Genomic DNA, 25796 nt, shown 5'->3' on the forward strand with positions numbered 1-25796 from the left:
CTTCACTCTGCAAAGGATCGAAATGATCGACATGTTCTGCTCCTCAGGAAAATCACCGCGCTTCGCGTTGCCAAAGTGATGGCAAATTTCTGGCGGGTGATCCCCCACAAGTAAGACTAAAGTTCCATAGCAAATGAATGTCAATTTTGTGTCGTTAAAACAGACGATCGGTGTCAGCGCGTCTAACTAGCTGTTTTCAATGGATATATAGATAGTCAGACTCAGCTATAGAGCGAAATGATATTTCAGAGTGTTTCACCGCGACCTACGCTCCTGCATAGGAGAGCAACGCAGAGTTTTCGGATGACTCGCCGCCTATAGAGCGACCAGCCTGCGTCGACTAGCTACCTCCAGAACGACATCTACTGCTAGCTGGTGCGCCGCAAGGGCTATCGGCTTTTCGACGAGGGGTGACCCCAATGCAAAAGCAATCGAGCACCCGCTCCGAAATCGCCGACACACTCTTTCGCCTGCGCCGCAGTTTTTACTTGCTGGCAGGGTTCAGCGGCGTCATCAACGTCATGATGTTGACTCCCGCCGTGTACATGCTGCAGGTCTATGATCGGGCCCTGGTCAGTCGCAACGTCACGACGCTGACCATGCTGACCTTTCTGGTGATAGGCCTGTTCTTGCTGATGTCCTCGCTGGAAATGGTCCGCACCCGCATGCTGATCCGGGTCGGCAACTGCCTCGACATGGACCTCAACCGACGCATCTTCACCGCTGCATTCGAGCGCAACCTGAGCCGCGCCGGTGGTAATCCGGCCCAGGCCCTGCAAGATCTCGCGCAGGTTCGTCAGTTCCTCACCGGCAATGCCCTGTTTGCATTCTTCGATGCGCCGTGGACGCCGATCTATCTGTTGGTCTCCTACCTGATCCACCCGCTGCTCGGACTGGTCACGCTGATCGGCTCGATGATTCTGGTGGGCCTGGCTTATCTCACTGAAAAGGCGACGCAGAAGCCGCTGGCCGAAGCCAATCAGGCCGCCATCTCCTCCGCCCTGTACGCCAACAACAACCTGCGCAATGCCGAGGTCATCGAGGCCATGGGCATGCTGCCGTCGATCAGCAAGCGCTGGTACCAAAGTCATTTGCGCATTCTGGAAATGCAGACCCTGGCCTCCGACCGCGCCGCCATGATCAGCAGCACCGGACGCTTCGTGCGGATCACGTTGCAATCGCTGATCCTGGGTGCCGGCGCACTGCTGGCGATCGAAGGCAAGATCACTCCGGGGATGATGATTGCCTGCTCAATCCTCACCGGCCGTGCGCTGGGTCCGGTGGAACAGGTCATCGCGTCGTGGAAGCAACTGCTCGGCTGCCGCTCGGCCTGGGGTCGGCTCAACGAGATGCTGAGCGATTATCCGCGTCGGCCACCAAGCATGTCGCTGCAGCGGCCGATGGGCATGCTGGCCGTGGAGAATGTGTACGCCGGTTCCCCCGGTACCAACAACACGATTCTGCGCGGGGTCAGCTTCAGCCTTGTCCCCGGCGAAAGCCTTGGCATTATCGGTCCGTCCGCCTCTGGCAAATCCACCCTCGCCCGCCTGCTGGTGGGCGTCTGGCCGGCACAGGCCGGCAAGGTGCGCCTGGACGGCGCGGACATGTTCACCTGGAACAAGGGCGAACTGGGCCCATGGCTCGGCTACCTGCCACAGGATGTGGAGCTGTTCGAAGGCACCATCGCCGACAACATTGCGCGCTTTGGCGAAGTGGACAGCGACGCGGTCATCCGTGCCGCCAAGAGCACTGGGGTGCACGAGATGATCCTGCGTTTCCCTCAGGGTTACGACACCCGCCTGGCCACCGATGGCAGCCCGCTTTCCGGGGGACAGAAGCAACGCATCGCCTTGGCCCGCGCGCTGTATGGCGACCCCAATCTGATCGTGCTGGATGAGCCGAACGCCAACCTCGACGACGTCGGCGAAAAGGCCTTGGTCGATGCGCTGGCCGAACTCAAGGGCCGTGGCGCCACCGTCATACTGATTTCCCACCGCCCCAACGTGCTCTGCGCCGTCGACAAGGTGCTGATGCTGCGTGACGGAGGCGTGCAAATGCTCGGCACGCGCGAAGAAGTATTCACCGCGTTGCGCAAGGCCAGTGTGATGCCTGCAAACGCGCCGACTCCGCTGGCCTCCGTCAAAGCACGGGAGTGATCGATCATGCAAATGAGCCAACACACCGAGATGATTCTCAACGAATCCAAGAGCGTGGTCGATCTGGACGTCGGCAGACCCGCGCACTGGGGCATGTGGCTGGTACTCGCCGGGTTCGGCGGCTTTCTCCTGTGGTCCTGGCTGGCGCCGCTGGATGCTGGCGTGGTCGCGACAGGCACGGTCAAAATCACCAGCAATCGCAAAGCCGTGCAGCATCTCAGTGGCGGCACCGTGGAGGCCATTCTCGTTCGCGAAGGCGAATTGGTGACCAAAGGCCAGGAAGTGGTCCGCCTCGACTCGTTGCGCGCCGTTGCCGAACAGGGTGCGGTCAGCGCCCAGTACATCGTCAGCAAGACCGTGGAAAACCGCCTTGAAGCGGAACGGGACAACCGCGATGTGGTGGCCTACGACCCTGAGTTGCTCAAACGCTTCGGCAATGACCACCGCCTGACGGCTGCCATGGACCTGCAACAGCGCCTGCTGGACACCCGCCGCGCCGGTCTCGCCGGCGAAATCAGCATCCTGCAGGAAAACCTGGCAGCGTCGGCTGTGCAGCTCAAGGGCTTGCAGCAGGTCTATAGCGCCCGCGCCTCGCAGATCAACTTCCTCAACCAGGAACTGCAAGGCACACGCATTCTGGCGGCCGAAGGCTACATCCCGCGCAACCGCCTGCTTGAGCTGGAACGCAGCAATGCCGACCTTTCCGCCGGACAGGCCGAGAACCTCAACAACATCGCTCGCACACGCAGCCAGACCACGGAAATCAAGCTGCGCATCCTGCAACGCCAGCACGACTACCTGAAGGAAGTGGAATCGATGCTGACCGACACCGCCAAGGAAAACACCACCCTGGCCGACCGCTTGCGCGCGCTGGACTATGAAGTGACGCACACGGTGATTCGCTCGCCCATCGATGGCATGGTCCAGTCCCTGAGCATCGCCACGGTCGGCGGGATCATTCAGCCCGGCTTCAAGATCATGGAAATCGTTCCGGTCAACGAACCGCTGCAGGTCGACGCGATGATTCCCGTACAGGCCATCGACAAGATGGTTCCCGGCTTGCCCGTGGACATTTCATTCCCGGCTTTCAACCATGCCCGGACGCCCAACATCCCCGGCCGCGTGAAAACCATCTCCGCCGACCGCCTGATGGACGAAGAAAGCAAGCAGCCGTTCTATCTGGCTCAGGTGGAAGTCACGCCCGATGGCATGGGCCTGCTGGGTAGCAATCACATTCGCCCCGGCATGCCCGCCAGCGTCACCATCAAGACTGGCGAGCGCAACCTGATGAGCTATCTTCTCAAACCAATGCTCGAACGTGTGGACAGCTCATTCAAGGAACAATGAAATGGACCGTCATTGCTTGTTTTTCTGCTTGCTGGGGCTGTCTCTGCCAACCTGTGCCATGGACCTGAAACAAGCCTGGGATCTGTTGCAGTACCAGGGTCCTATCTACCAGGCGGCCATCAATGAAAAAAAGGCCGGCGGCGAAAACCGCGCCATCGGCCTGTCCGGCCTGCTACCGCAGATCAATGCCTCGGCCTATGACAACAAGGTCAATGGCACCCAAAGCCAGAACGGCCTCGACAGAGATCTCGACTACGACTCCAAGGGCGCCAACGTGCGCCTGCGCCAGCCACTCTTCAACAAACAGAAAATGGCCGAGTACCGCCAGGGTCAACAGCGTGCCGACTACAGCGTCGCGGTGTTCGATGCCAAGAGCCAGGACGCCGCGGTACGCCTGGCCGAAAGCTATTTCGACGTGCTCCTGGCCAGCGAAACCATCGTCCTGGCCAAGTCCAAGCTGAACGCCTTCGATGAGCAACTCGCCTCAGCAAAACGGCGCATGGAACTGGGGGCGGGCACCGTCACCGACATCGATGAATCGGTCGCTCGCCGCGACCTCGCCGAGGCCGAGCTGATCGAAGCACAGGACAACTTGATCAACGCGCGCCGCAAGCTGGTGGAATTTATCGGTGAAACCCCCGATTCGCTGACCACCTTGCGTCCGGGCTTCAATACACCACCGCTGCTCCCGAGCAACCTGCAGGACTGGTTAGTCAAAGCCCAGGCCGATAGCCCATTGATTCATGCTCGCCGCTATAGCAGTGACCTCGCAGCAGAAGAAGTGAAGCGCGCCAGGGCCGGCCACTGGCCAACACTGGATTTCATTGCCGGCTACACCGCGGGCAAGAGCCAATCACTCTCCGAGTTGAATCAACGCAACCAATACGGCTCGATCGGGCTGGAGGTCAATTTCCCACTGTTCAGTGGTGGCGGCGTCAGCGCGCTGACACGCCAGGCCAGTGCCAATAGCGATAAGGCCATAGACGAACTCGACGCCACACGACAGGAAGTCATCTCCGGTACGACCCGTGAGTATTACGGCATACAGAGCGGCGCCAAACGTGTTCGTGCACTGGAGAAGGCTGTGGAATCCAACGAACGCTCACTGGCTTCGACCCGCAAGGGCTTCAAGGAGGGGGGCACCAGCACCAACTCGGACGTGCTCAATGCCGAAGAATTGCTCTTCGTTGCACGCCACGATCTGTTCGAAGCCAAGTTGCGTTATTTGATGTCCCGCCTGCGCCTGGCCTTTTCGGTGGGCAGTCTGGGCGACGACGATATCGACCAGATCAACGACTACCTCGGCCCGGAACTGCTGGTGAACAACTGACTTGCACCTGACCGCCGGTCGAGCCAAACGATGGCTGACCGGCGTTCTGATGATGCGTGACCAGTTGTTCAAAAACAGCCGTTTCGATCACCTGTGGATAACTTATTCCACCGTCACCGACTTCGCCAGGTTACGCGGCTGGTCAACGTCCGTGCCTTTCAAGACAGCCACGTAGTACGACAGCAATTGCAGCGGGATGGTGTAGAGGATCGGCGACAGGGTGTCGTGGATGTGCGGCATGTGGACAACGTGCGTGCCTTCGCCGTTGGTCATGCCAGCCTTTTCGTCTGCAAAGACGATCAGTTGGCCACCCCGGGCGCGGACTTCCTGGAGGTTGGATTTCAACTTCTCCAGCAGCTCGTTGTTCGGCGCCACGGTCACCACTGGCATGTCGTTATCCACAAGTGCCAACGGGCCGTGTTTCAGTTCGCCAGCCGGGTAGGCTTCAGCGTGGATATAGGAGATTTCCTTGAGTTTCAGGGCCCCTTCCATCGCTACCGGGAATTGCGCACCACGGCCGAGGAACAACGTGTGGTTTTTCTCGGCGAACAGTTCGGCGATTTTCTCCACGGTGCTATCCATGGCGAGGGCTTCGCCCAAGCGAGTTGGCAGGCGACGCAATTCTTCGACCAGCGTGGCTTCGACGCCTTTGGCCAATGTGCCACGTACCTGACCCAAGGACAGGGTGAGCAATAGCAGGCCTACCAGTTGGGTGGTGAAGGCTTTGGTCGACGCCACGCCGATTTCACGACCGGCTTGGGTCAGCAGCGTCAGGTCGGACTCACGCACCAGCGAACTGATGCCGACGTTGCAGATCGCCAGGCTGGCGAGGAAGCCCAATTCCTTGGCATTGCGCAACGCGGCCAGGGTATCGGCCGTCTCACCGGACTGCGAGATGGTCACGAACAGAGTGTCTGGCTGCACCACCACCTTGCGGTAGCGGAATTCGCTGGCGACTTCGACCTGGCACGGGATACCGGCCAGTTCTTCGAGCCAGTAACGGGCAACCATGCCGGCGTGATAGCTGGTGCCGCAGGCAACGATCTGTACGTTGCGCACTTTGGCGAACAGTTCGGCGGCCTGTGGGCCGAATGCCTGTACCAACACGCCGTTCGGGCTCAGACGACCTTCGAGGGTACGCTGCACGACGGCGGGTTGTTCGTGAATTTCCTTGAGCATGAAGTGGCGAAACGTGCCCTTGTCCGCGGCTTCGGCACCGTCGCGGTACTGCACGGTTTCACGCTCGACGGCTTTGCCATTCACGTCCCAGATCTGCACGCTGTCACGGCGGATTTCAGCAATATCGCCTTCTTCCAGGTACATGAAACGGTCAGTGACCTGACGCAGTGCCAGTTGGTCGGAAGCCAGGAAGTTTTCACCCAGGCCCAGGCCAATTACCAACGGGCTGCCGCTGCGGGCTGCAACCAGGCGATCCGGTTGATGAGCGCTGATAACCGACAGACCGTAAGCACCGTGCAACTCTTTGACAGTCGCCTTCAGGGCGGCGGTCAGATCGTGCAGGTCCTTGAGTTTATGGTTCAGCAGGTGAGCGATAACTTCGGTGTCGGTGTCCGAGGTGAACACGTAACCCAAGGCTTTGAGCTGCTCACGCAAGGCTTCGTGGTTTTCGATGATGCCGTTGTGCACCACAGCCAGGTCGCCGGAGAAATGCGGGTGCGCGTTGCGCTCGCAGGGTGCGCCGTGCGTGGCCCAACGGGTGTGAGCAATGCCGAGGCGGCCGACCAGTGGCTCGGCTTCGAGCGCCGCTTCCAGCTCGCTGACCTTGCCCGGACGACGCATACGCTCGAGTTTTTCATCGTTGGTGAAGACCGCCACACCGGCGCTGTCATAGCCACGGTATTCCAGGCGCTTGAGGCCTTCGAGCAGGATGGCGGTGATGTTACGTTCTGCGACTGCGCCGACAATTCCACACATGGCTATTTCTCCTGACTGATAGCTGCGCAAATCAAATTGATACCGCGCGCCTGTATCAGATCGCGAGCCTCCAGGGGCAGGCGATCATCGGTGATAAGGGTATGGACACTGCTCCACGGCAGCTCCAGGTTGGGAATTTTGCGACCGATCTTGTCGGCCTCCACCATCACGACGACTTCACGGGCGACTTCGGCCATGACTCGGCTCAAACCCAGCAATTCGTTGAAGGTGGTCGTACCGCGAACCAGATCGATGCCGTCGGCACCGATGAACAATTGGTCAAAGTCGTAGGAGCGTAATACTTGCTCGGCGACTTGCCCCTGGAAAGACTCGGAATGCGGATCCCAGGTCCCGCCGGTCATCAACAGCACCGGCTCGTGTTCAAGTTCGCTCAAGGCATTGGCAACGTGCAGCGAGTTGGTCATCACCACAAGACCCGGCTGCTGGCCGAGTTCCGGAATCATGGCCGCCGTGGTGCTGCCGCTGTCGATGATGATGCGTGCATGCTCGCGAATGCGCAGGACGGCGGCGCGAGCAATGGCTTGTTTGTATTTGGAGATCGGTTGGCCGATGTCGGCCACCAGTTCCTGAGGCATGGTGATTGCTCCGCCGTAACGGCGCAGCAGCAGGCCGTTACTTTCGAGCGCTGCCAAGTCCTTGCGAATCGTAACTTCAGAAGTTTCGAAGCGCTTCGCCAGCTCATCCACACTGACTTCGCCCTGCTCATTGAGCAAGGTGAGAATATTGTGCCGGCGTTGGGGTGTATTGCGCTTCGACATGGGCTTGTAAGTTTCGATTCGAAAGATAACGGAAGCAATCAAAACCTATCAGCGAAAGTTCGTCAAGCGGATAGCGATAAAATGTCTATGGGTAAAAGCATCGCGGGCCAGCCCGCTCCCACAGGAATTGGGAGATCCTTGTGGGAGCGGGCTGGCCCGCGAATGCAGTTGTGCAGACTGTGAATAAATCAGGCTGACAACAGGTATGTGGATAACTCAGCTCTTCTTGATCTTCTCCGGCCGTTTCCAGCCATCGATGTTCTTCTGACGAGCTCGCCCTACCGCCAACTGGGATTTATCCACAGTCGAGGTAATCGTCGAACCGGCCGCCGTGGTCGCACCTGACAAGATATCCACAGGTGCCACCAACGAGTTGTTGGAACCGATGAACACATCTTCACCCAGCACCGTCTTCCACTTGTTGGCGCCATCGTAGTTGCACGTAATGGTGCCCGCGCCAATGTTGGTCCGCGCACCGATCTCTGCGTCGCCCAGATAGCTCAAATGACCCGCCTTGGCGCCTTCACCCAAGTGAGCGTTCTTCAGTTCAACAAAGTTACCCACATGCGCGCGAGCTTCAAGCACAGTGCCTGGCCGCAGGCGGGCGAATGGGCCGGCGTCACTGCCTTCACCCAGAATGGCGCCTTCAATGTGGCTGTTGGCCTTGATCACGACACCTTTACGCAGGGTGCTGTCCTTGATCACGCAGTTCGGGCCGATCACCACGTCATCTTCGATGACGACGTTGCCTTCGAGGATCACGTTGATATCGATCAGCACGTCGCGGCCAACGGTGACTTCACCGCGCACATCGAAACGGGCCGGGTCACGCAGGGTCACGCCTTGAGCCATTAAGCGACGGCCGGCGCGCAGCTGATAATGGCGCTCCAGTTCGGAGAGTTGCTTGCGATCATTGGCGCCCTGCACTTCCATGGCGTCATGAGGTTGCTCGGTGGCCACGATCAGACCATCGCTGACCGCCATGGCGATCACGTCTGTCAGGTAATACTCGCCCTGGGCATTGTTGTTGGAGAGACGACTCATCCAGTTGCCAAGGCGTTCGAAAGGCATGGCCAGAATGCCAGTGTTGCCTTCAGTGATTGCGCGCTCTTTTTCGTTGGCATCCTTTTGCTCGACGATCGCCGTGACCTTGCCGTCGGCATCGCGGACGATGCGGCCATAACCGGTAGGGTCGTCCAGCTCAACGGTGAGCAAACCCAGTTGCTGCGGCGCCACTTTCTTGAGCAGGCGTTGCAGGGTTTCGACCTCAATCAGCGGCACATCACCGTAGAGAATCAGTACGGTATCGGACTCGATGAACGGCACGGCCTGCGCCACCGCATGACCGGTACCCAGTTGCTTGTCCTGGAGGACGAAATTCAGGTCGTCCGCCGCCAGGCGCTCACGCACCGCTTCGGCTCCATGACCAATGACCACATGAATACGCTGTGGATCAAGTTGCCGGGCGCTGTGGATAACATGGCCAAGCATCGAGTTGCCGGCAATCGGGTGCAGAACTTTCGGCAATGCCGAACGCATGCGCGTGCCTTGGCCAGCAGCGAGGATAACGATTTCAAGAGACATGACTGGCTACCAATCCTGGGTGGTCAGCGGCTGCGACCAGATTATGAAAGTCGGAAAAGAAAAAAGGGTAGCCGAGGCTACCCTTTTTAATCAATCGCGCAACAAGTCGCAGGCAATTAGCCACCGAACTTCTTGCGGATCTGCTGGACGGTGCGCAGCTGAGCTGCTGCCTCGGCCAGACGTGCGGAAGCAGCACCGTAGTCGAATTCTGCACCACGGTCATGCAAGGCCCTCTCGGCAGCCTTAACGGCTTCCTGAGCAGAGGCTTCATCCAGGTCGACAGCACGTTGCACGGTATCGGCAAGTACTTTGACCATGTTCGGCTGAACCTCGAGGAAACCACCGGAGATGTAAAACACCTCGGCTTCCCCGCCCTGCTTGATCAGGCGGATCGGACCCGGTTTGAGATTAGTGATCAGCGGCGCGTGACCCAGAGCGATACCAAGATCACCCAGAGCACCGTGCGCAATCACCATCTCGACCAGGCCGGAAAAGATTTCTCCTTCCGCGCTGACGATATCGCAATGGACTGTCATAGCCATCTGATTGCCTCAACCTAAATTAGCGCCCGTTTCCGGGCGCCGGGATTACAGTTTCTTGGCTTTCTCGATCGCTTCTTCGATGCCGCCGACCATGTAGAACGCTTGTTCTGGCAGGTGGTCGTAGTCACCGTTGAGGATGCCTTTGAAGCCAGCAATGGTGTCTTTCAGGGAAACGTATTTGCCCGAAGAACCGGTGAAGACTTCAGCCACGAAGAACGGCTGCGACAAGAAGCGCTGGATCTTACGAGCACGGTTTACCAACTGCTTGTCTTCTTCCGACAGCTCGTCCATACCCAGGATCGCAATGATGTCCTTCAGTTCTTTGTAACGCTGCAGGACGTACTGTACACCGCGAGCAGTGTCGTAGTGATCCTGGCCGATTACGTTCGGGTCCAGCTGGCGCGAAGTCGAGTCGAGTGGATCGATTGCCGGGTAGATACCCAGGGAAGCGATGTCACGGGACAGAACGACGGTGGCGTCCAAGTGGGCGAAAGTGGTCGCTGGCGACGGGTCGGTCAAGTCATCCGCAGGTACGTATACCGCCTGGATCGAGGTGATCGAACCGTTCTTGGTCGAAGTGATACGCTCTTGCAGAGTACCCATCTCTTCGGCCAGGGTCGGCTGGTAACCTACTGCGGAAGGCATACGGCCCAGCAGTGCGGATACTTCAGTACCGGCCAGGGTGTAACGATAGATGTTGTCGACGAACAGCAGAACGTCGTTACCTTCGTCACGGAACTTCTCGGCCATGGTCAGACCGGTCAGTGCTACGCGCAGACGGTTACCCGGCGGCTCGTTCATCTGACCGTAAACCAGTGCCACTTTGTCCAGAACGTTGGAATCCTTCATCTCGTGGTAGAAGTCGTTACCCTCACGAGTACGCTCACCCACACCGGCGAACACGGAATAACCGCTGTGCTCGATGGCGATGTTACGGATCAGTTCCATCATGTTTACGGTTTTGCCTACACCGGCACCACCGAACAGACCGACTTTACCACCCTTGGTGAACGGGCAAACCAGGTCAATAGCCTTGATGCCGGTTTCCAGCAGGTCGTTGCCGCCCGCTTGTTCAGCGAAGGTTGGCGCAGGACGGTGAATGCCCCAGCGCTCTTCGGTGTCGATCGGGCCAGCTTCGTCGATCGGGTTGCCCAGTACGTCCATGATCCGGCCCAGCGTCGCTTTACCGACCGGTACGGAGATGGCGGAACCGGAGTCGATGACGTCCAGACCACGCTTCAAGCCCTCGGTGGAGCCCATCGCAATGGTACGAACCACGCCGTCGCCCAGCTGTTGCTGAACTTCCAGAGTGGTTGCGGCCGCGCTTTGTACAGTCAGCGCGTTGTAGATGCTCGGTACGCTGTCGCGTGGGAATTCCACGTCGATAACGGCGCCGATGATTTGAACGATACGTCCGCTACTCATAGCTGGATCCTCTGAATATTTGAACCGTTAAACCGCGGCAGCGCCGCCGACGATTTCCGAGATCTCTTGGGTGATCGCAGCCTGACGCGCCTTGTTGTAGATCAGCTGCAAATCGCTGATCAAATCACCGGCGTTGTCGGTAGCGTTCTTCATCGCGATCATCCGCGCAGCTTGTTCAGCCGCGTTGTTCTCGACCACCGACTGGTAGACCTGCGACTCCACGTAACGAACCATCAAGCCGTCAAGCAGCTCTTTGGCGTCCGGTTCGTAGAGATAGTCCCAGTGGTGCTTGAGTCCTTGATCCGGGGTTGCCACCAGTGGAATCAACTGCTCCACGGTAGGCGATTGCGTCATGGTGTTGATGAACTTGTTGGACACCACGGACAGGCGATCAATACGGCCGTCCAGGTAGGCATCCAGCATCACCTTGACGCTGCCGATCAGGTCATTGATCGACGGCTCTTCACCCAGGTGGCTGATAGCTGCTACGACGTTGCCGCCGAAGTTGCGGAAGAAAGCCGCACCCTTGCTACCCACTACACACAGATCAATCTCGACGCCGTTTTCGCGGTTTACCGCCATGTCCTTGACCAGGGCCTTGAACAGGTTGGTGTTCAAACCACCACACAAACCACGGTCAGAGCTCACCACAACGTAACCGACGCGCTTTACTTCACGCTCGATCATGAACGGGTGGCGATATTCCGGGTTGGCGTTGGCCAAATGACCAATAACCTGGCGGATGCGCTCCGCGTAAGGACGGCTAGCAGCCATGCGCATTTGTGCCCTGCGCATTTTACTGACCGCCACTTTTTCCATGGCGCTGGTAATCTTTTGCGTGCTTTTGATGCTCGCAATCTTACTGCGAATCTCTTTTGCGCCTGCCATGTAACACCTATCAGGTTAGCAAGCGGGAGCCTTGCGGCTCCCGCTGCGGCTTACCAGGTTTGGGTCGCCTTAAACTTCTCGATACCGGCTTTCATGCCAGCATCGATTTCGTCGTTGAAGTCGCCCTTCACGTTGATCTTCGCCATCAAATCGGCGTGATCGCGGTTGAAGAAGGAAATCAGCGCTTGTTCAAAGCTACCGATCTTGGCGATTGCGACGTCAGTCAGGAACCCACGCTCAGCGGCATACAGCGACAGCGCCATGTCAGCAATCGACATTGGTGCGTATTGCTTCTGCTTCATCAGCTCGGTAACGCGCTGACCATGGTCAAGTTGCTTACGGGTCGCTTCGTCCAGGTCAGATGCAAACTGGGCGAATGCCGCCAGTTCACGGTACTGAGCCAGAGCGGTACGGATACCACCGGAGAGCTTCTTGATGATCTTGGTCTGAGCGGCACCACCCACACGGGATACCGAAACACCGGCGTTCACAGCGGGACGGATCCCGGAGTTGAAAATGGCCGATTCCAGGAAGATCTGACCGTCAGTGATGGAAATCACGTTGGTCGGAACGAACGCGGAAACGTCGCCAGCCTGGGTTTCGATGATCGGCAGTGCGGTCAGGGAACCGGTTTTGCCGGTCACTGCGCCGTTGGTGAACTTCTCAACGTATTCTTCCGAAACGCGGGATGCGCGCTCCAGCAGACGGGAGTGGAGATAGAACACGTCGCCTGGGTAAGCTTCACGGCCTGGTGGACGGCGCAGCAGCAGGGAAATCTGGCGATAAGCCACTGCTTGCTTGGACAGATCGTCATAAACGATCAGCGCGTCTTCACCGCGGTCGCGGAAGAATTCACCCATGGTGCAACCGGCATAAGGTGCCAGGTATTGCAGTGCTGCAGATTCCGAAGCGCTCGCTGCCACGATGATCGTGTTAGCCAGTGCGCCGTTTTCTTCCAGCTTGCGAACAATGTTAGCGATGGTCGATTGTTTCTGACCGATGGCTACATAGACGCAGAAAATGCCGCTGTCTTTCTGATTGATGATCGCGTCGATCGCCAGAGCGGTTTTACCGATCTGACGGTCACCGATGATCAGCTCACGCTGGCCACGGCCGACAGGGATCATGGCATCGACAGCCTTGTAGCCAGTCTGTACAGGCTGGTCTACCGACTTACGCCAGATCACGCCTGGAGCAACTTTCTCGACCGCGTCGGTCAAGGTGTTGTTCAGTGGACCTTTGCCATCAATCGGGTTACCCAGTGCGTCGACTACGCGACCCAGCAGTTCCTTACCAACCGGAACTTCGAGGATGCGGCCAGTGCACTTGGCGCTCATGCCTTCAGCCAGAGACTGGTATGCGCCCAATACAACGGCACCTACGGAGTCTTGCTCCAGGTTGAGAGCCATACCGAAGACGCCGCCCGGAAACTCGATCATCTCGCCGTACATTACGTCGGCCAGACCGTGAATCCGCACGATACCGTCAGATACGCTGACGACAGTGCCTTCGTTACGGGCTTGGGAGGTCACATCGAGCTTGTCGATGCGGCCCTTGATAATTTCACTTATTTCGGAAGGATTGAGTTGCTGCATTGCTCTGCTGCCCCTTCAAACTCAAGATTTCAATGCTTCGGCAAGGCTCGCGAGTTTGCCGCGAACCGAGCCATCGATAACCAGGTCGCCGGCGCGGATGACAATGCCCCCAATAAGGGATTTGTCTTCCTCGACTTGCAGGCGCACTTCCCGGTTGAGTCGTGCACTGAGAACCTTGGCGAGTTTGTCTTGCTGTTCTTGGTTCAATGCAAAAGCACTGGTCACTTCAACGTCTACCGACTTCTCTTGTTCGGCCTTGTACAGGTCAAACAGAGCGGCGATCTCCGGCAACAGCGGGAGACGGTCGTTTTCGGCAACGACGTGAATGAAGTTCTGTGCCTTGACATCAAACTTGTCGCCGCACACGTCAATAAACGTGGCGGCCTTGTCTGCGCTCGTCAGTCGCGGGGCCTTGAGCACGCGCTGCATAGTGTCGTCTTGCGACACTGCTGCAGCCAGGCCGAGCATGGCTGACCAAGAGGCCAGTTGCTGGTGGGCCTGGGCGTGCTCGAAGGCTGCCTTAGCGTAAGGTCGGGCCAACGTGGTCAATTCTGCCATGATCGCCCTCGCTTAAATTTCAGCAGCCAGTTTGTTTACCAGCTCCGCGTGCGCGTTTTGATCGATTGTGGCACCCAGGATCTTCTCGGCGCCGCCAACGGCCAGAGCACCCAATTGGGCACGCAGCGCGTCTTTGACACTGTTCAGTTCCTGCTCGATCTCGGCCTGAGCCTGAACCTTCACACGGTCAGCGTCGATACGGGCTTTTTCAACAGCCTCTTCAACGATCTGATTACCGCGTTTCTTGGCCTGCTCAATGATTTCGGCTGCCTGAGCTTTAGCTTCGCGCAGTTGTTGACCCACTTTGTCGTGGGCCAATTCCAGGTCGCGAGCTGCTCGGGCGGCAGCGTCCAGTCCATCCGCGATCTTCTTCTGACGTTCGTGCAAAGCCGCGATGACCGGAGGCCACACGAACTTCATGCAGAACAGCACAAAAATGAAGAACGCAACGGACTGGCCAATCAGGGTTGCATTAATGTTCACGCCAACACCTCGCTCGTTCGTTACACATCACACCAATTACTCGAAGGTTCGAGTAATTAGCCAGCGAGTTGACCAACGAATGGGTTCGCGAAGGTGAAGAACAGAGCGATACCAACACCGATCATGGTTACGGCGTCGAGCAGACCGGCAACGATGAACATTTTAACTTGCAGCATTGGAACCATCTCTGGCTGACGCGCTGCGCCTTCCAGGAACTTGCCACCCAACAGGCCGAAACCAATTGCGGTACCCAGTGCGCCCAGGCCGATCAACAGTGCAACAGCGATAGCGGTTAGACCAACTACAGTTTCCATCTTTCCTCCCGACTTTTACGTCGTATGGTTTAGGTTTTTTAGATTTTAAAGCGGTAAAACAAATCGTTTCATAGCCCTGTTCGGGCACCCACTCGTTTTACCGAGTGGGACATCAGACTAGTCGAAACTGGTCTTAATGGTTCTCTTCGTGCGCCATCGACAAGTAAACGATGGTCAGCATCATGAAGATAAACGCCTGCAGGGTGATGATCAGGATGTGGAACACTGCCCACGCCCACTGCAGAACAACGCCCAGGCCGCTAAGCCAGAGCAGACCGCTGCCGAACATCACAGCAATCAGAATGAAGACCAGTTCGCCGGCGTACATGTTGCCGAACAGACGCAGTGCCAAGGAGATTGGCTTGGCAACCAGTGTCACGAACTCCAGCAGGAAGTTCACCGGAATCAGCAGGGCTTGAACGAAGATGTTCTTGCTGCCGAACGGGTGCAGGGTCAGTTCGCCGACGAAGCCGCCAATGCCCTTGACCTTGATGCTGTAGAAAATGATCAGCGCGAACACCGACAGGGCCATGCCCAGCGTTGCGTTCGGGTCAGTGGTCGACACGGCGCGGAACGGAATGTGATGGTCGCCGGTGATCAGGATGGCCAGTTGAGGAATCCAGTCGACCGGGATCAGGTCGACGGCGTTCATCATGAACACCCAGACGAAGATGGTCAGTGCCAACGGTGCAATCACCGGGCTACGGCCATGGAAGCTGTCTTTCACGCTGCCATCGACGAATTCGACCAATACTTCAACGAAGTTCTGCAAAGCACCAGGCTGACCGGAAGTCGCTTTCTTTGCCGCCATGCGGAAAAGAAGAACGAAGATCAAACCCAACGCGACCGACCAGCCGAGAGTATCGACGTGGAAAGCCCAGAAGCCCATTTCTTTGGCTTCTGCTGCGGTGTGGGCAAAACCCCACCCGCCAGTTGGGTGCTGACCGAAAGTCAGGTTTTGCAAGTGGTGCTGGATATAGCCCGAAGCGGTTGTTTCTGCCATGGTTGCCTCAAACGCCCTAAGGTCTCGAAAGTCTTGTTCTCATCAGCAGGGGCGCGAACCAGCTGACCAGTTGGGTCAACACGAAGACGCCGAATACAGCTAGCGGCGCCAATGGCTTCACACCTGCAAACGTCAGCGCAAACAGCACTGCCGTCAAAATCAGTTTGCCCGCCTCACCGGCATAAAATGACCGGACGATGGCTTGAGCTGCTCGGGCGCCGGAAAACCGAAATGCCCTGTGAGCGAAATAAACATTGGGAAGCAAGGCTATCAGGCCTCCGCAAAGTCCCGAGTACCCGGCAACGACTCCACGCCATTGCCAAAGCGCCAAAGCAGCGATCAGCAGAACGACAAATTGAGCCATTAACACCGGAAAAACTGCCAGGCGATGGAACGGCAAGCGGTTTGGCGTGCGGGTTTCCATCACGTTTACTCTCCAATGGTCGGCTGCCAGAAATCAATAACTTGGCATAATTTGTGCCGACAAAATGCGCGCAGAGTATAGGGGCGGTTCGGCCCCTATTCAACTGTCAGGTAGTGATTTCCGACTGCACGCTACATGAGGAAATGTTTCAACGAATGTGTGCGAGCACACCTTGTAATTCGTCGAGGGAGTTGTAACCAATGACCAACTGCCCTTTCCCCTTCTTACCGTGGCGAATCTGCACCGCAGAGCCTAGGCGTTCAGCCAGGCGCTGCTCGAGTCGGGCTATATCCGGGTCCGGTTTTACCGGTTCGGCAGGCTCCTGTTTGCCACTCAACCACTGGCGAACCAGTGCTTCAGTTTGGCGCACAGTCAGCCCCCGTGCGACAACATGTCGCGCCCCTTCTACCTGTTGATTCTCCGGTAAACCGAGCAAAGCACGTGCGTGACCCATTTCCAGGTCGCCGTGTGACAGCATGGTTTTGATAACTTCCGGCAACGCGATCAAGCGTAGCAGGTTGGCCACAGTTACGCGGGATTTGCCCACGGCCTCGGCAACTTGCTGTTGAGTCAGCTGGAATTCCTGCTGCAAACGCTGCAACGCCACGGCTTCTTCGATCGGATTGAGGTCTTCACGCTGGATGTTCTCGATCAGCGCCATCGCAATGGCCGTTTCATCCGGAACATCGCGAACCATCGCCGGGATGGTTTCCTGGCCCGCCTGCTGGCTTGCACGCCAGCGGCGTTCACCGGCGATGATTTCGAAGCGACCGCTGCCAATCGGGCGAACCACGATCGGCTGCATCACACCTTGGGCCTTGATCGATTGCGCCAATTCTTCCAGCGCCTGCGGATCCATGTCCCGACGCGGTTGGTATTTGCCCCGCTGGATCAGGTCCAGAGGCAGATGCTGCAGCTCACGCTGATCAGCTTGTACCGCTTGTTCTTCAAGCGAGCTGACAGTCGGACCACTCAGCAGTGCATCCAGTCCACGTCCGAGACCTCGTTTCTTGACGGCCATGGGGATTCCTTAAGTTGCCTGAGCAGCGGTGGTGCGTGAGTTTTTGCGTTGACGGCGAACCATTTCGCCCGCCAGTGCCAGGTAGGCAATGGCACCCCGCGATGTCTTGTCGTACGCCAACGCCGGCATGCCATAACTAGGCGCTTCGGCCAGGCGAATGTTGCGCGGAATCACAGTGTCGTAGAGCTGCTCGCCGAAGTGTTCCTTGAGCTGGGCAGATACGTCGTTCATCAGGCTCAGGCGTGGGTCGTACATGGTGCGCAACAGCCCTTCGACTTTCAGGTTCGGGTTCAGCAATTCCGCAATGCGCTTGATGTTATCCACAAGGTCGCTCAGACCTTCGAGCGCAAAGTACTCGCACTGCATGGGGATAATCACCCCATCGGCGGCAACCAGTGCGTTCAATGTGAGCATCGACAACGACGGCGGGCAGTCGATCAAAATGTAATCGTAGTTTTCACGGATCGGCGCCAACGCACTGCGCAGGCGGCTTTCCTTCATCTGCATTTCCAGCAGAACCACTTCGGCTGCCGTCAGGTCGCGGTTGGCCGGCAACAACTGGTAACCACCGTGCTCGGAGAAATGCATGGCCTGGGCCAGGTCGCATTCGCCGATCAGCAGGTCGTAGACCGAGTTTTCCAGGCCGTGTTTATCCACACCGCTACCCATGGTGGCGTTGCCCTGTGGATCGAGATCGATCAGCAGCACCCGACGCTTGGTAGCGACCAGGGAAGCTGCGAGGTTGATGCAGGTGGTGGTTTTACCCACACCACCCTTTTGGTTCGCTATCGCGAATACCTTAGCCATTCTTGCTTGTGTTCCCAATCATGCCGTGCGGCGCAGTATCAGCAGATGGCGTTGGCCTTGGCAACCAGGTACGGCCAGGGCGTGTTCGCTATCGAGGTGGAAGTCTGCCGGCAATGCTACCAGCTCATCGGCCGGATGAACGCCCTTCATTGCCAGCCAGCGTGTATCGGCGTCGCCGAGGTGGCGAGTCCAGTTGCTGAAGTTTTCCATGCTGCTGAACGCCCGGGAAATGATCCCGTTGAATGGCTGGGCAGGCTGGAAGGCTTCGACGCGACTGTGGATAACTTGCAGGTTATCCAGTTTGAGTTCGAGTTTGACCTGAGTCAGGAAGCGGGTTTTCTTGCCATTGCTGTCGAGACAGGTCACTTGGGACTCTGGGAACAGGATAGCCAACGGAATGCCCGGCATGCCGCCACCGCTGCCAACGTCCAGCCAGCGACCGTTTTCGACGAACGACATCACGCTCAAACTATCAAGCAAATGACGGGAAACCATTTCGTCCGGATCGCGCACGGCGGTCAGGTTGTAAGCCTTGTTCCATTTGATCAACAGGGCCAGATAACCCAGCAGCTGGGCATGCTGGGTTTCTGTCAGCGTGACACCGAGCTGGCGAGCACCTGTGGATAACTCTTCTGCGTGTTGCGAGGTGACCAACGAACTCAAGCGCTTTGCTCCAACTGACGGCCCGCGCCGCGTTTTTTCAAATGAATCATCAACAGCGAAATCGCTGCCGGCGTCACACCCGGGATACGCGACGCCTGGCCCAAAGTCTCTGGACGGGTCGCACCGAGCTTGCTCTGGATCTCTTTGGAGAGACCGGAAATATTCGTGTAATCGATATCCACAGGCAGTTTTGTGTCTTCGCTGGCCCGCAGCCGTGCGATTTCATCCTGCTGGCGATCGATGTAACCGGCGTATTTGGTCTTGATTTCGACCTGCTCGGCGACTTGTGGATCTTCTGCGCCGCCACCGGTCACGGCGATCAGACCAGCGTAGTCGATTTCCGGACGGCTCAGCAGATTGAGCAAGTTGTATTCGTGGGTCAGCGGCGTGCCGAACTTCTCGGAAATTGCATCGCCTTGCTCGGTGCCCGGGCGAACCCAGGTACTTTTCAGGCGTTGCTCTTCCAGGTCGATGCTTTCGCGCTTCTTGCAGAACGCCGCCCAACGCGCGTCATCGACCAGACCCAATTCGCGACCTTTTTCGGTCAAGCGCAGGTCCGCGTTGTCTTCGCGCAGGATCAGGCGGTACTCGGCACGTGAAGTGAACATCCGGTACGGTTCTTGAGTACCGAGCGTAATCAGGTCGTCGACCAACACGCCGATGTACGCCTCGTCGCGTCGCGGGCACCAGGCTTCTTTGCCCTTTGCACGCAGTGCGGCGTTGGCCCCGGCCAGCAAACCCTGGGCGCCGGCTTCTTCGTAACCGGTGGTGCCGTTGATTTGACCGGCAAAAAACAGCCCGCCAATCACTTTGGTTTCCAGGCTGTATTTCAGGTCGCGCGGATCAAAGTAGTCATATTCGATGGCGTAACCCGGACGCACGATGTGGGCGTTTTCCATGCCACGGATCGATTGCACGATCTGCAACTGCACATCGAACGGCAGGGATGTGGATATCCCGTTTGGATACAGCTCGTGGGTGGTCAAGCCTTCCGGCTCGATGAAGACCTGATGGCTTTCCTTGTCGGCAAAGCGGTGAATCTTGTCTTCGATCGATGGGCAATAACGCGGGCCGATGCCTTCGATCTCACCGGCAGCGGAATACATCGGCGAACGGTCGAGGTTCGCGGCAATGATTTCGTGTGTGCGCGCATTCGTGTGGGTAATCCAGCAGCTGACCTGCTGTGGATGCTGTTCCTTGTTGCCCATGAACGACATCACCGGGATCGGCGTATCACCCGGTTGTTCGGACATCACCGAGAAATCCACAGACCGGCCATCGATACGCGGCGGAGTACCGGTTTTCAAACGACCCACACGCAATGGCAGTTCACGCAGACGGTGAGCCAGCGCGATCGATGGCGGATCACCGGCGCGACCGCCGGAAAAATTCTGCAAACCGATGTGGATAAGTCCACCCAGGAAGGTGCCAGTGGTCAACACCACTGAATCGGCGAAGAAACGCAGGCCCATTTGGGTGACAACACCGCGTACCTGGTCCTGTTCAACGATCAGGTCGTCAGCTGCCTGCTGAAATATCCACAGGTTCGGCTGGTTTTCCAGTGCTTCGCGGACAGCGGCTTTGTAGAGAACCCGGTCTGCCTGAGCACGAGTAGCTCGCACGGCCGGGCCTTTACGGCTGTTCAACACGCGAAACTGAATACCACCCTTGTCTGTCGCCATGGCCATCGCGCCGCCGAGGGCGTCGATTTCCTTGACCAGGTGGCTTTTGCCGATCCCGCCGATGGCAGGGTTGCAACTCATTGCGCCGAGGGTTTCCACGTTATGCGTCAGCAACAGGGTTTTTGCCCCCATACGTGCTGAGGCCAGTGCTGCCTCGGTACCGGCATGACCGCCGCCGATGACGATCACTTCAAAACGGGAAGGGAAATCCACCACGCACCTCGTGCCTGCTTAAGTAGGTAATTCAGGAATAGTTTGAGCTCAGGTTTCTGGACCTGGTCGACAAGTATAGGGACTTCGCCCTCCCTAAAGAACCCTCTGCACAAAATTTAACCAGCTGTGGAGAAGTCGGGGTTATAGAAATTAAAAAGAAAGAAATTTATTAAATCTTTGTTTTTATGTTTATTTCTACTGAGGCACCTTTCTGTGGATAGATCTCTACAGGCCTTTATATTCAATATGTACAGAGATTCAAAACCCTGTGGTCATGTGCCAATGAGGCCCTTGGATAACCGGTGTAAGCCTGTGGATGAAAGAGGTGGTTATCCACAGGGGCGGTTATCTTCAGTTTTGAGGCCCTGTTATCAACTGCCCTCAGTGGCAGTTATTCACAGGGCTTAATCCACAGAAAAGGCTCGATCGAGTGAATTCGGGGCGCGGGAAAACCGCTCAAGCAGAAAGAATCTGCTCGGCACTCAGCGAAGATTGTTGAAAAGGGAGGGAACAGACAGGCACGAATAGCCTGTCTGTGGACAACGGAAGGACTATTTGCCGATGCAGAAGCTGGAAAAGATTCGTCCCAACAGGTCATCGGAGCTGAATGCACCGGTGATTTCACCAAGAGAGTGCTGTGCCTGACGCAAATCTTCGGCCAGCAACTCGCCAGCACCTGCCAGGGTCAATTGTGCGCGGCCATGCTCAAGGGACGCGCTGGCATGACGAAGTGCCTCGAGGTGACGCCTGCGGGCACTGAAGCTGCTTTCCGACGTTTGCTCGTAACCCATGCAGGCCTTGAGGTGGTCGCGCAGTAATTCCAGGCCATCACCAGCAGATTTGGCACTCAGGCTGATGGTGACGTGGCCATCTTCGCTGACTTCCAGGGCAATGGCTTCGCCCGTCAGATCCGCCTTGTTACGAATCAGCGTGACGTTGGCGGGATCGGGACGCACTTCCAGAAACTCGGGCCACAGCGCGAACGGATCAAGCGCTTCCGGTGCCGTAGCATCGACCACCAACAACACACGATCCGCTTCGCCGATGGCTTTCAACGCGCGTTCGACGCCGATTTTTTCGACCTGATCATCGGTATCTCGCAGACCAGCGGTATCGACCACGTGCAGCGGCATGCCATCAATGTGGATATGTTCACGAAGAATGTCCCGGGTTGTGCCGGCAATCTCGGTCACGATCGCGGCTTCTCGACCCGCCAGAGCATTCAACAGACTGGATTTACCGGCATTTGGCCGACCGGCAATCACCACCGTCATCCCATCTCGAAGCAAGGCGCCTTGCCCTGCTTCATGGAGCACTGTGGATAATTCATTGCGTACTTTGTCGAGCATGGCCAATACATGACCGTCAGCAAGGAAGTCGATTTCCTCCTCTGGAAAGTCGATGGCGGCCTCGACATAGATGCGCAGGCCTATCAGTTGCTCGGTGAGGTTATGTACACGCTGGGAAAATGCGCCTTGCAAGGATCGAAGGGCGTTTCGCGCTGCTTGTGCAGAACTCGCCTCGATCAAGTCGGCGATGGCTTCAGCCTGAGCCAGGTCGAGTTTGTCATTGAGGAACGCGCGCTCGCTGAATTCACCGGGACGAGCGAGACGACAGCCCAATTCCAGGCAACGCTTGAGCAACATATCGAGAACAATCGGCCCGCCATGGCCCTGCAGTTCCAGCACGTCTTCGCCGGTGAAGGAGTTCGGTCCCGGGAAATACAGCGCAATGCCTTCGTCCAGCACCTCTTCGTTTGCACTGAGGAACGGGCCGTAATGGGCAAACCGGGGTTTCAATTCCCGACCGCTGATGGCCTTGGCCGCAAGGCTCGCCAACGGTCCGGAAATACGGACGATGCCCACGCCACCGCGACCTTGAGCGGTGGCGACGGCTGCGATGGTTTCACGAGGAACGCTCATAAACCGGTATCCAGACAAAAGTGACAGATAGCAAAACGCCCCACTAGGGGGCGTTTTGAGTGGTTATCCACAGTGTAAATCAAGCGGCTGCTTTGGTAGCCCGTTCGATTTTACGAGTGATGTACCACTGTTGAGTGATGGACAGGCAGTTGTTCACTACCCAGTACAGCACCAGACCAGCCGGGAACCACAGGAAGAAGAAGGTGAAGATGATTGGCATCAGCTTCATCACCTTGGCCTGCATCGGATCCGGAGGTGTTGGGTTCAACTGCTGCTGGATAAACATGGTTGCACCCATGATGATCGGCAGAATGAAGAACGGGTCCTTGATCGACAGGTCAGTAATCCACAGCATGAACGGCGCTTGGCGCATTTCAACGCTTTCCAGCAGAACCCAGTACAGCGAAAGGAAAACCGGCATCTGCACGAGGATTGGCAAGCAACCACCCAGCGGATTGATCTTCTCTTTCTTGTACAGCTCCATCATGGCTTGCGACATTTTCTGCCGGTCATCGCCATGTTGCTCTTTCAGCGCAGCCAGTTTCGGTGCCACTGCACGCATGCGCGCCATGGATTTGTAGCTGGCGGCCGACAGAGGGAAGAACAAACCCTTGATCAGCATGGTCAGGAAAATGATCGACCAGCCCCAGTTACCGACAATGGCGTGGATATGTTGCAGCAGCCAGAAGATAGGCTGGGCAATGAACCACAGAATGCCGTAGTCGACGGTCAGTTCCAGACCTGGGGACAACTCTTTCAGCACAGCCTGGCTTTTCGGGCCGGCGTACAGAACAGCGCTGACTTCAGCTTTCGCACCTGGCGCAACAGTCATTGCCGGGGCGGTATAGCCGATGATGTAGTTGCCTTTGCTGTCTTTACGGGTCTGGACGACATTGTTTTCGCCCTTCGCCGGAATCCACGCGGTCACGAAGTAGTGTTGCAACCAGGCAACCCAACCACCGTTGACGGTTTCTTTCAGCTGAGCCTTGTCCATGTCCTTCATCGACACTTTCTTGTACGGCTCGTTACTTGTCCACAGGGCGGCGCCCAGGTAAGTCGCGGTGCCGGTGGCAGTGCTGGAAGAAGGATCGGAGCTGGCGTCACGCTTCAGTTGGGCGAACATCGCACCCGACCAAGGCTTGGCGCTTTCGTTGTCGATCAAGTAGGAGACGGTTACGTCATACAGGCCACGTTTCAGGGTGAAACGCTTGATGTAGTTGACGCCATCCTTGCTGAACTTCAGGTCTACGACCAATTGGTCCTGACCGTCAGCCAGTTGATAAACCTTCTTCTCCGAGGAATAAACCGGACGACCGGCAGGACTTGCGTCCGGCCCATCAGTGCCAATCAAACCGCTTTGAGCCAGATAAGTCCGCTCATTGCCGTTATCGAACAACTGGAACGGAATTTCCGGATGGTCCTGGCGACGTGGATACAGCGGCAGCGTCAGCTGGGCAACATCACCACCTTGTGGATCGATAGCCAGGTTGAGCACATCCGTTTTGATCTGGATGAGGTCTTTGCTTGCAGCTACTGGTGTTTCAGCAGGTGCAGTGGCACTGGTATCGCTTGCAGCGCGTGGAATGTCGTCACTGACAGAAGCATTATTGCCAGTAGCCGTATCCGGTAGGCCCGGTGCGGTCGTACTGGAAGCAACATTCTGAGTCGGCAGGGCAGCCTGGCCATAGTCCTGGTTCCATTTAAGAACCATAACGTAGGACACGATTGCCAGGGCGACGATCAGGATCGTGCGTTTGATATCCATGATTACTCGGCCATCGAAGAAGAACGGGAGGTAGGGATAGGTGGAACCGGGTCATAACCACCGGGATTCCACGGATGACAGCGACCTAAACGACGAAAGGCCAGCCAGCCACCGCGCAGAAGACCATGATTTTCTATGGCCTCTAACGCGTAGCAGGAACAACTGGGGTAGAAGCGACAGTGGTTGGCCATCAGGGGACTAATGGCATAGCGATAAAACTGGATCGGAACGAGTGCCAGTTTACGCATCGGGACTGTCTACCCCTACAGTTTCGGTTTTGACTGCTGGTACTGGCGTGCTGCGTGCCAGACGCTTCCAGAGTTTGCCGAAATGCTGAATCAATTCGGGGTTTTCTACATCACCCAAACCTTTGCGCGCGACGATAACGATGTCCCAGCCGACCAGTGAATCCTGGTGCAGACGGAACGATTCGCGCATCAGACGTTTGAGGCGATTGCGCTCAACGGAGAGCTTTACGCTCTTTTTCCCGATAACCAACCCGAGACGGGGGTGATCAAGATCGTTGTTGCGCGCAAGGAGCAGGAGATTTTTCCCCGGAACCTTGCCGGTAGGGGAGTCAAAGACTGCCTTGAAATGCCGGGGAGTAAGCAGACGCTTTTCCCGACTGAAGTCCTGACTCACCTCCAGTGCCGGCTTATCAAACTGCCAGACGCGCACGACCTTTGGCGCGACGACGCGACAGAACGGCACGGCCGTTCTTGGTAGCCATGCGAGCACGGAAACCGTGGGTACGAGCGCGTTTGATAGTGCTTGGTTGGAAAGTACGTTTCATTGTCGTGTTACCTGGTTCGTCCACAACGGGCCGGAATGGCCCCCGTTTTAAGAGACCGGGGATTCTAGAGAAAGCAAGCCTCTAGGTCAATTTCCAACCAGCGTTTCCCTATAAATAGATCTCCAGGCGTTTTGTTCATCGATGGTCATTCGCTAGATATAAGAATAAAGAAGGGAATTATTTAAAGCTTTTCTGTAAAGCTTATAAAAGCTAGGGTGGCGATCATCTGTGGATAACTAGCTTTAAGCCCTCTAATCCGTGATGTACAGAGAATGACAACTACGGTGGAAAACGGTGGTAAGCCTGTGCTGCGCTGTCGGATAAGCTGTGTGTGAAAGGGCTTGTTATCCACAGGCTTGTTATCCACCGAGTTTCGCCCCCACTTGTCCAATGCCCTCAGGACCGGTTATCCACAGAGCTTATGCACAGACCATTGGTCTGCTTTTTGTCGGTTAACGCGTTGATAATTCATGCCCTGTGCGCAACCTGCATGTGGATAAGTGGGCGTCTGGTCGTTACAATGGCGGCTTGTTTTTGCCTCACCGGCTTTCAACTTAGGGGATATCC

At 57.0% G+C, this 25796-nt stretch carries 24 protein-coding genes; 3 read left to right on the plus strand and 21 right to left on the minus strand.

Features of this window, described 5'->3' with window-relative positions:
- The first annotated feature begins 419 nt into the window (after positions 1–419).
- From LOY55_RS30860 to LOY55_RS30870, 3 genes are read left to right on the plus strand one after another with little or no spacing between them, the layout of a single operon-like run.
- The gene (locus LOY55_RS30860) at positions 420–2156 is read left to right on the plus strand and encodes a type I secretion system permease/ATPase (RefSeq protein WP_046030880.1); all 1737 of its coding nucleotides are present in this window, start codon (positions 420–422) and stop codon (positions 2154–2156) included.
- Between the two features lie 6 nt (positions 2157–2162).
- Positions 2163–3503: an HlyD family type I secretion periplasmic adaptor subunit gene (locus LOY55_RS30865; RefSeq protein WP_109786817.1), complete on the plus strand. Its 1341-nt coding sequence runs from the start codon at positions 2163–2165 to the stop codon at positions 3501–3503.
- Position 3504: 1 nt separating this feature from the next.
- Positions 3505–4833 (plus strand): TolC family outer membrane protein, encoded by a 1329-nt coding sequence (locus LOY55_RS30870; protein ID WP_258667395.1) that lies wholly within the window; start codon positions 3505–3507, stop codon positions 4831–4833.
- Positions 4834–4935: 102 nt separating this feature from the next.
- Here the strand turns inward: LOY55_RS30870 and glmS are convergent, their stop codons facing one another.
- The 21 genes from glmS to rpmH all read right to left on the minus strand — a co-directional run bounded on the left by glmS (position 4936) and on the right by rpmH (position 25229).
- Positions 4936–6768 carry a glutamine--fructose-6-phosphate transaminase (isomerizing) gene (gene glmS, locus LOY55_RS30875; RefSeq protein WP_109786857.1) on the minus strand — a complete coding sequence of 611 codons (1833 nt, stop codon included), beginning with the start codon at positions 6766–6768 and terminating at the stop codon, positions 4936–4938.
- 2 nt (positions 6769–6770) lie between these two features.
- Positions 6771–7547: a DeoR/GlpR family DNA-binding transcription regulator gene (locus LOY55_RS30880; RefSeq protein WP_109786858.1), complete on the minus strand. Its 777-nt coding sequence runs from the start codon at positions 7545–7547 to the stop codon at positions 6771–6773.
- 216 nt (positions 7548–7763) lie between these two features.
- Positions 7764–9131 carry a bifunctional UDP-N-acetylglucosamine diphosphorylase/glucosamine-1-phosphate N-acetyltransferase GlmU gene (gene glmU, locus LOY55_RS30885; RefSeq protein ID WP_109786859.1) on the minus strand — a complete coding sequence of 456 codons (1368 nt, stop codon included), beginning with the start codon at positions 9129–9131 and terminating at the stop codon, positions 7764–7766.
- Between the two features lie 116 nt (positions 9132–9247).
- The gene (locus tag LOY55_RS30890) at positions 9248–9673 is read right to left on the minus strand and encodes a F0F1 ATP synthase subunit epsilon (protein WP_109786860.1); all 426 of its coding nucleotides are present in this window, start codon (positions 9671–9673) and stop codon (positions 9248–9250) included.
- 45 nt (positions 9674–9718) lie between these two features.
- Entirely contained in the window at positions 9719–11098 is a 1380-nt protein-coding gene (gene atpD / locus LOY55_RS30895) for a F0F1 ATP synthase subunit beta (RefSeq protein WP_007948086.1), read from the minus strand.
- Between the two features lie 27 nt (positions 11099–11125).
- Positions 11126–11986 carry a F0F1 ATP synthase subunit gamma gene (gene atpG / locus LOY55_RS30900; RefSeq protein ID WP_046030892.1) on the minus strand — a complete coding sequence of 287 codons (861 nt, stop codon included), beginning with the start codon at positions 11984–11986 and terminating at the stop codon, positions 11126–11128.
- Between the two features lie 50 nt (positions 11987–12036).
- A complete protein-coding gene (atpA, locus tag LOY55_RS30905; RefSeq protein ID WP_109786861.1) occupies positions 12037–13581 on the minus strand; it encodes a F0F1 ATP synthase subunit alpha in 1545 nt (514 codons plus the stop codon).
- Positions 13582–13602: 21 nt separating this feature from the next.
- The gene (locus LOY55_RS30910; protein ID WP_109786862.1) at positions 13603–14139 is read right to left on the minus strand and encodes a F0F1 ATP synthase subunit delta; all 537 of its coding nucleotides are present in this window, start codon (positions 14137–14139) and stop codon (positions 13603–13605) included.
- Between the two features lie 12 nt (positions 14140–14151).
- Complete coding sequence (locus tag LOY55_RS30915; protein ID WP_046030898.1) at positions 14152–14622, minus strand: F0F1 ATP synthase subunit B; 471 nt, start codon at positions 14620–14622, stop codon at positions 14152–14154.
- A gap of 56 nt (positions 14623–14678) precedes the next feature.
- Positions 14679–14936 (minus strand): F0F1 ATP synthase subunit C, encoded by a 258-nt coding sequence (atpE, locus tag LOY55_RS30920; RefSeq protein WP_002555987.1) that lies wholly within the window; start codon positions 14934–14936, stop codon positions 14679–14681.
- A gap of 133 nt (positions 14937–15069) precedes the next feature.
- Positions 15070–15939, minus strand: coding sequence for a F0F1 ATP synthase subunit A (gene atpB, locus LOY55_RS30925; RefSeq protein WP_046030903.1), 870 nt, complete (start codon positions 15937–15939; stop codon positions 15070–15072).
- A 16-nt stretch (positions 15940–15955) separates the two neighbouring features.
- On the minus strand, positions 15956–16363 hold the full coding sequence (locus tag LOY55_RS30930) for a F0F1 ATP synthase subunit I (RefSeq protein WP_095110158.1): 408 nt from the start codon (positions 16361–16363) through the stop codon (positions 15956–15958).
- 148 nt (positions 16364–16511) lie between these two features.
- Positions 16512–17384, minus strand: coding sequence for a ParB/RepB/Spo0J family partition protein (locus LOY55_RS30935; protein ID WP_008027541.1), 873 nt, complete (start codon positions 17382–17384; stop codon positions 16512–16514).
- A gap of 9 nt (positions 17385–17393) precedes the next feature.
- The gene (locus LOY55_RS30940) at positions 17394–18191 is read right to left on the minus strand and encodes a ParA family protein (RefSeq protein WP_046030909.1); all 798 of its coding nucleotides are present in this window, start codon (positions 18189–18191) and stop codon (positions 17394–17396) included.
- Positions 18192–18209: 18 nt separating this feature from the next.
- Entirely contained in the window at positions 18210–18854 is a 645-nt protein-coding gene (gene rsmG / locus LOY55_RS30945) for a 16S rRNA (guanine(527)-N(7))-methyltransferase RsmG (RefSeq protein ID WP_046030911.1), read from the minus strand.
- Entirely contained in the window at positions 18851–20749 is a 1899-nt protein-coding gene (mnmG, locus tag LOY55_RS30950) for a tRNA uridine-5-carboxymethylaminomethyl(34) synthesis enzyme MnmG (protein ID WP_109786864.1), read from the minus strand. The genes rsmG and mnmG overlap by 4 nt, the downstream gene beginning before the upstream one ends.
- 551 nt (positions 20750–21300) lie before the next feature.
- Positions 21301–22671 carry a tRNA uridine-5-carboxymethylaminomethyl(34) synthesis GTPase MnmE gene (gene mnmE / locus LOY55_RS30955; protein ID WP_109786865.1) on the minus strand — a complete coding sequence of 457 codons (1371 nt, stop codon included), beginning with the start codon at positions 22669–22671 and terminating at the stop codon, positions 21301–21303.
- A gap of 79 nt (positions 22672–22750) precedes the next feature.
- On the minus strand, positions 22751–24436 hold the full coding sequence (gene yidC, locus LOY55_RS30960) for a membrane protein insertase YidC (RefSeq protein WP_109786866.1): 1686 nt from the start codon (positions 24434–24436) through the stop codon (positions 22751–22753).
- 2 nt (positions 24437–24438) lie between these two features.
- Positions 24439–24684, minus strand: coding sequence for a membrane protein insertion efficiency factor YidD (yidD, locus tag LOY55_RS30965; protein ID WP_077430980.1), 246 nt, complete (start codon positions 24682–24684; stop codon positions 24439–24441).
- A complete protein-coding gene (gene rnpA / locus LOY55_RS30970) occupies positions 24677–25078 on the minus strand; it encodes a ribonuclease P protein component (protein WP_027926203.1) in 402 nt (133 codons plus the stop codon). Before rnpA ends, yidD begins: the two co-directional genes overlap by 8 nt.
- A gap of 16 nt (positions 25079–25094) precedes the next feature.
- Positions 25095–25229, minus strand: coding sequence for a 50S ribosomal protein L34 (rpmH, locus tag LOY55_RS30975; protein WP_003213577.1), 135 nt, complete (start codon positions 25227–25229; stop codon positions 25095–25097).
- Positions 25230–25796 lie beyond the last annotated feature (567 nt).

It is taken from the genome of Pseudomonas sp. B21-040, assembly GCF_024748695.1.
Lineage (GTDB): Bacteria > Pseudomonadota > Gammaproteobacteria > Pseudomonadales > Pseudomonadaceae > Aquipseudomonas.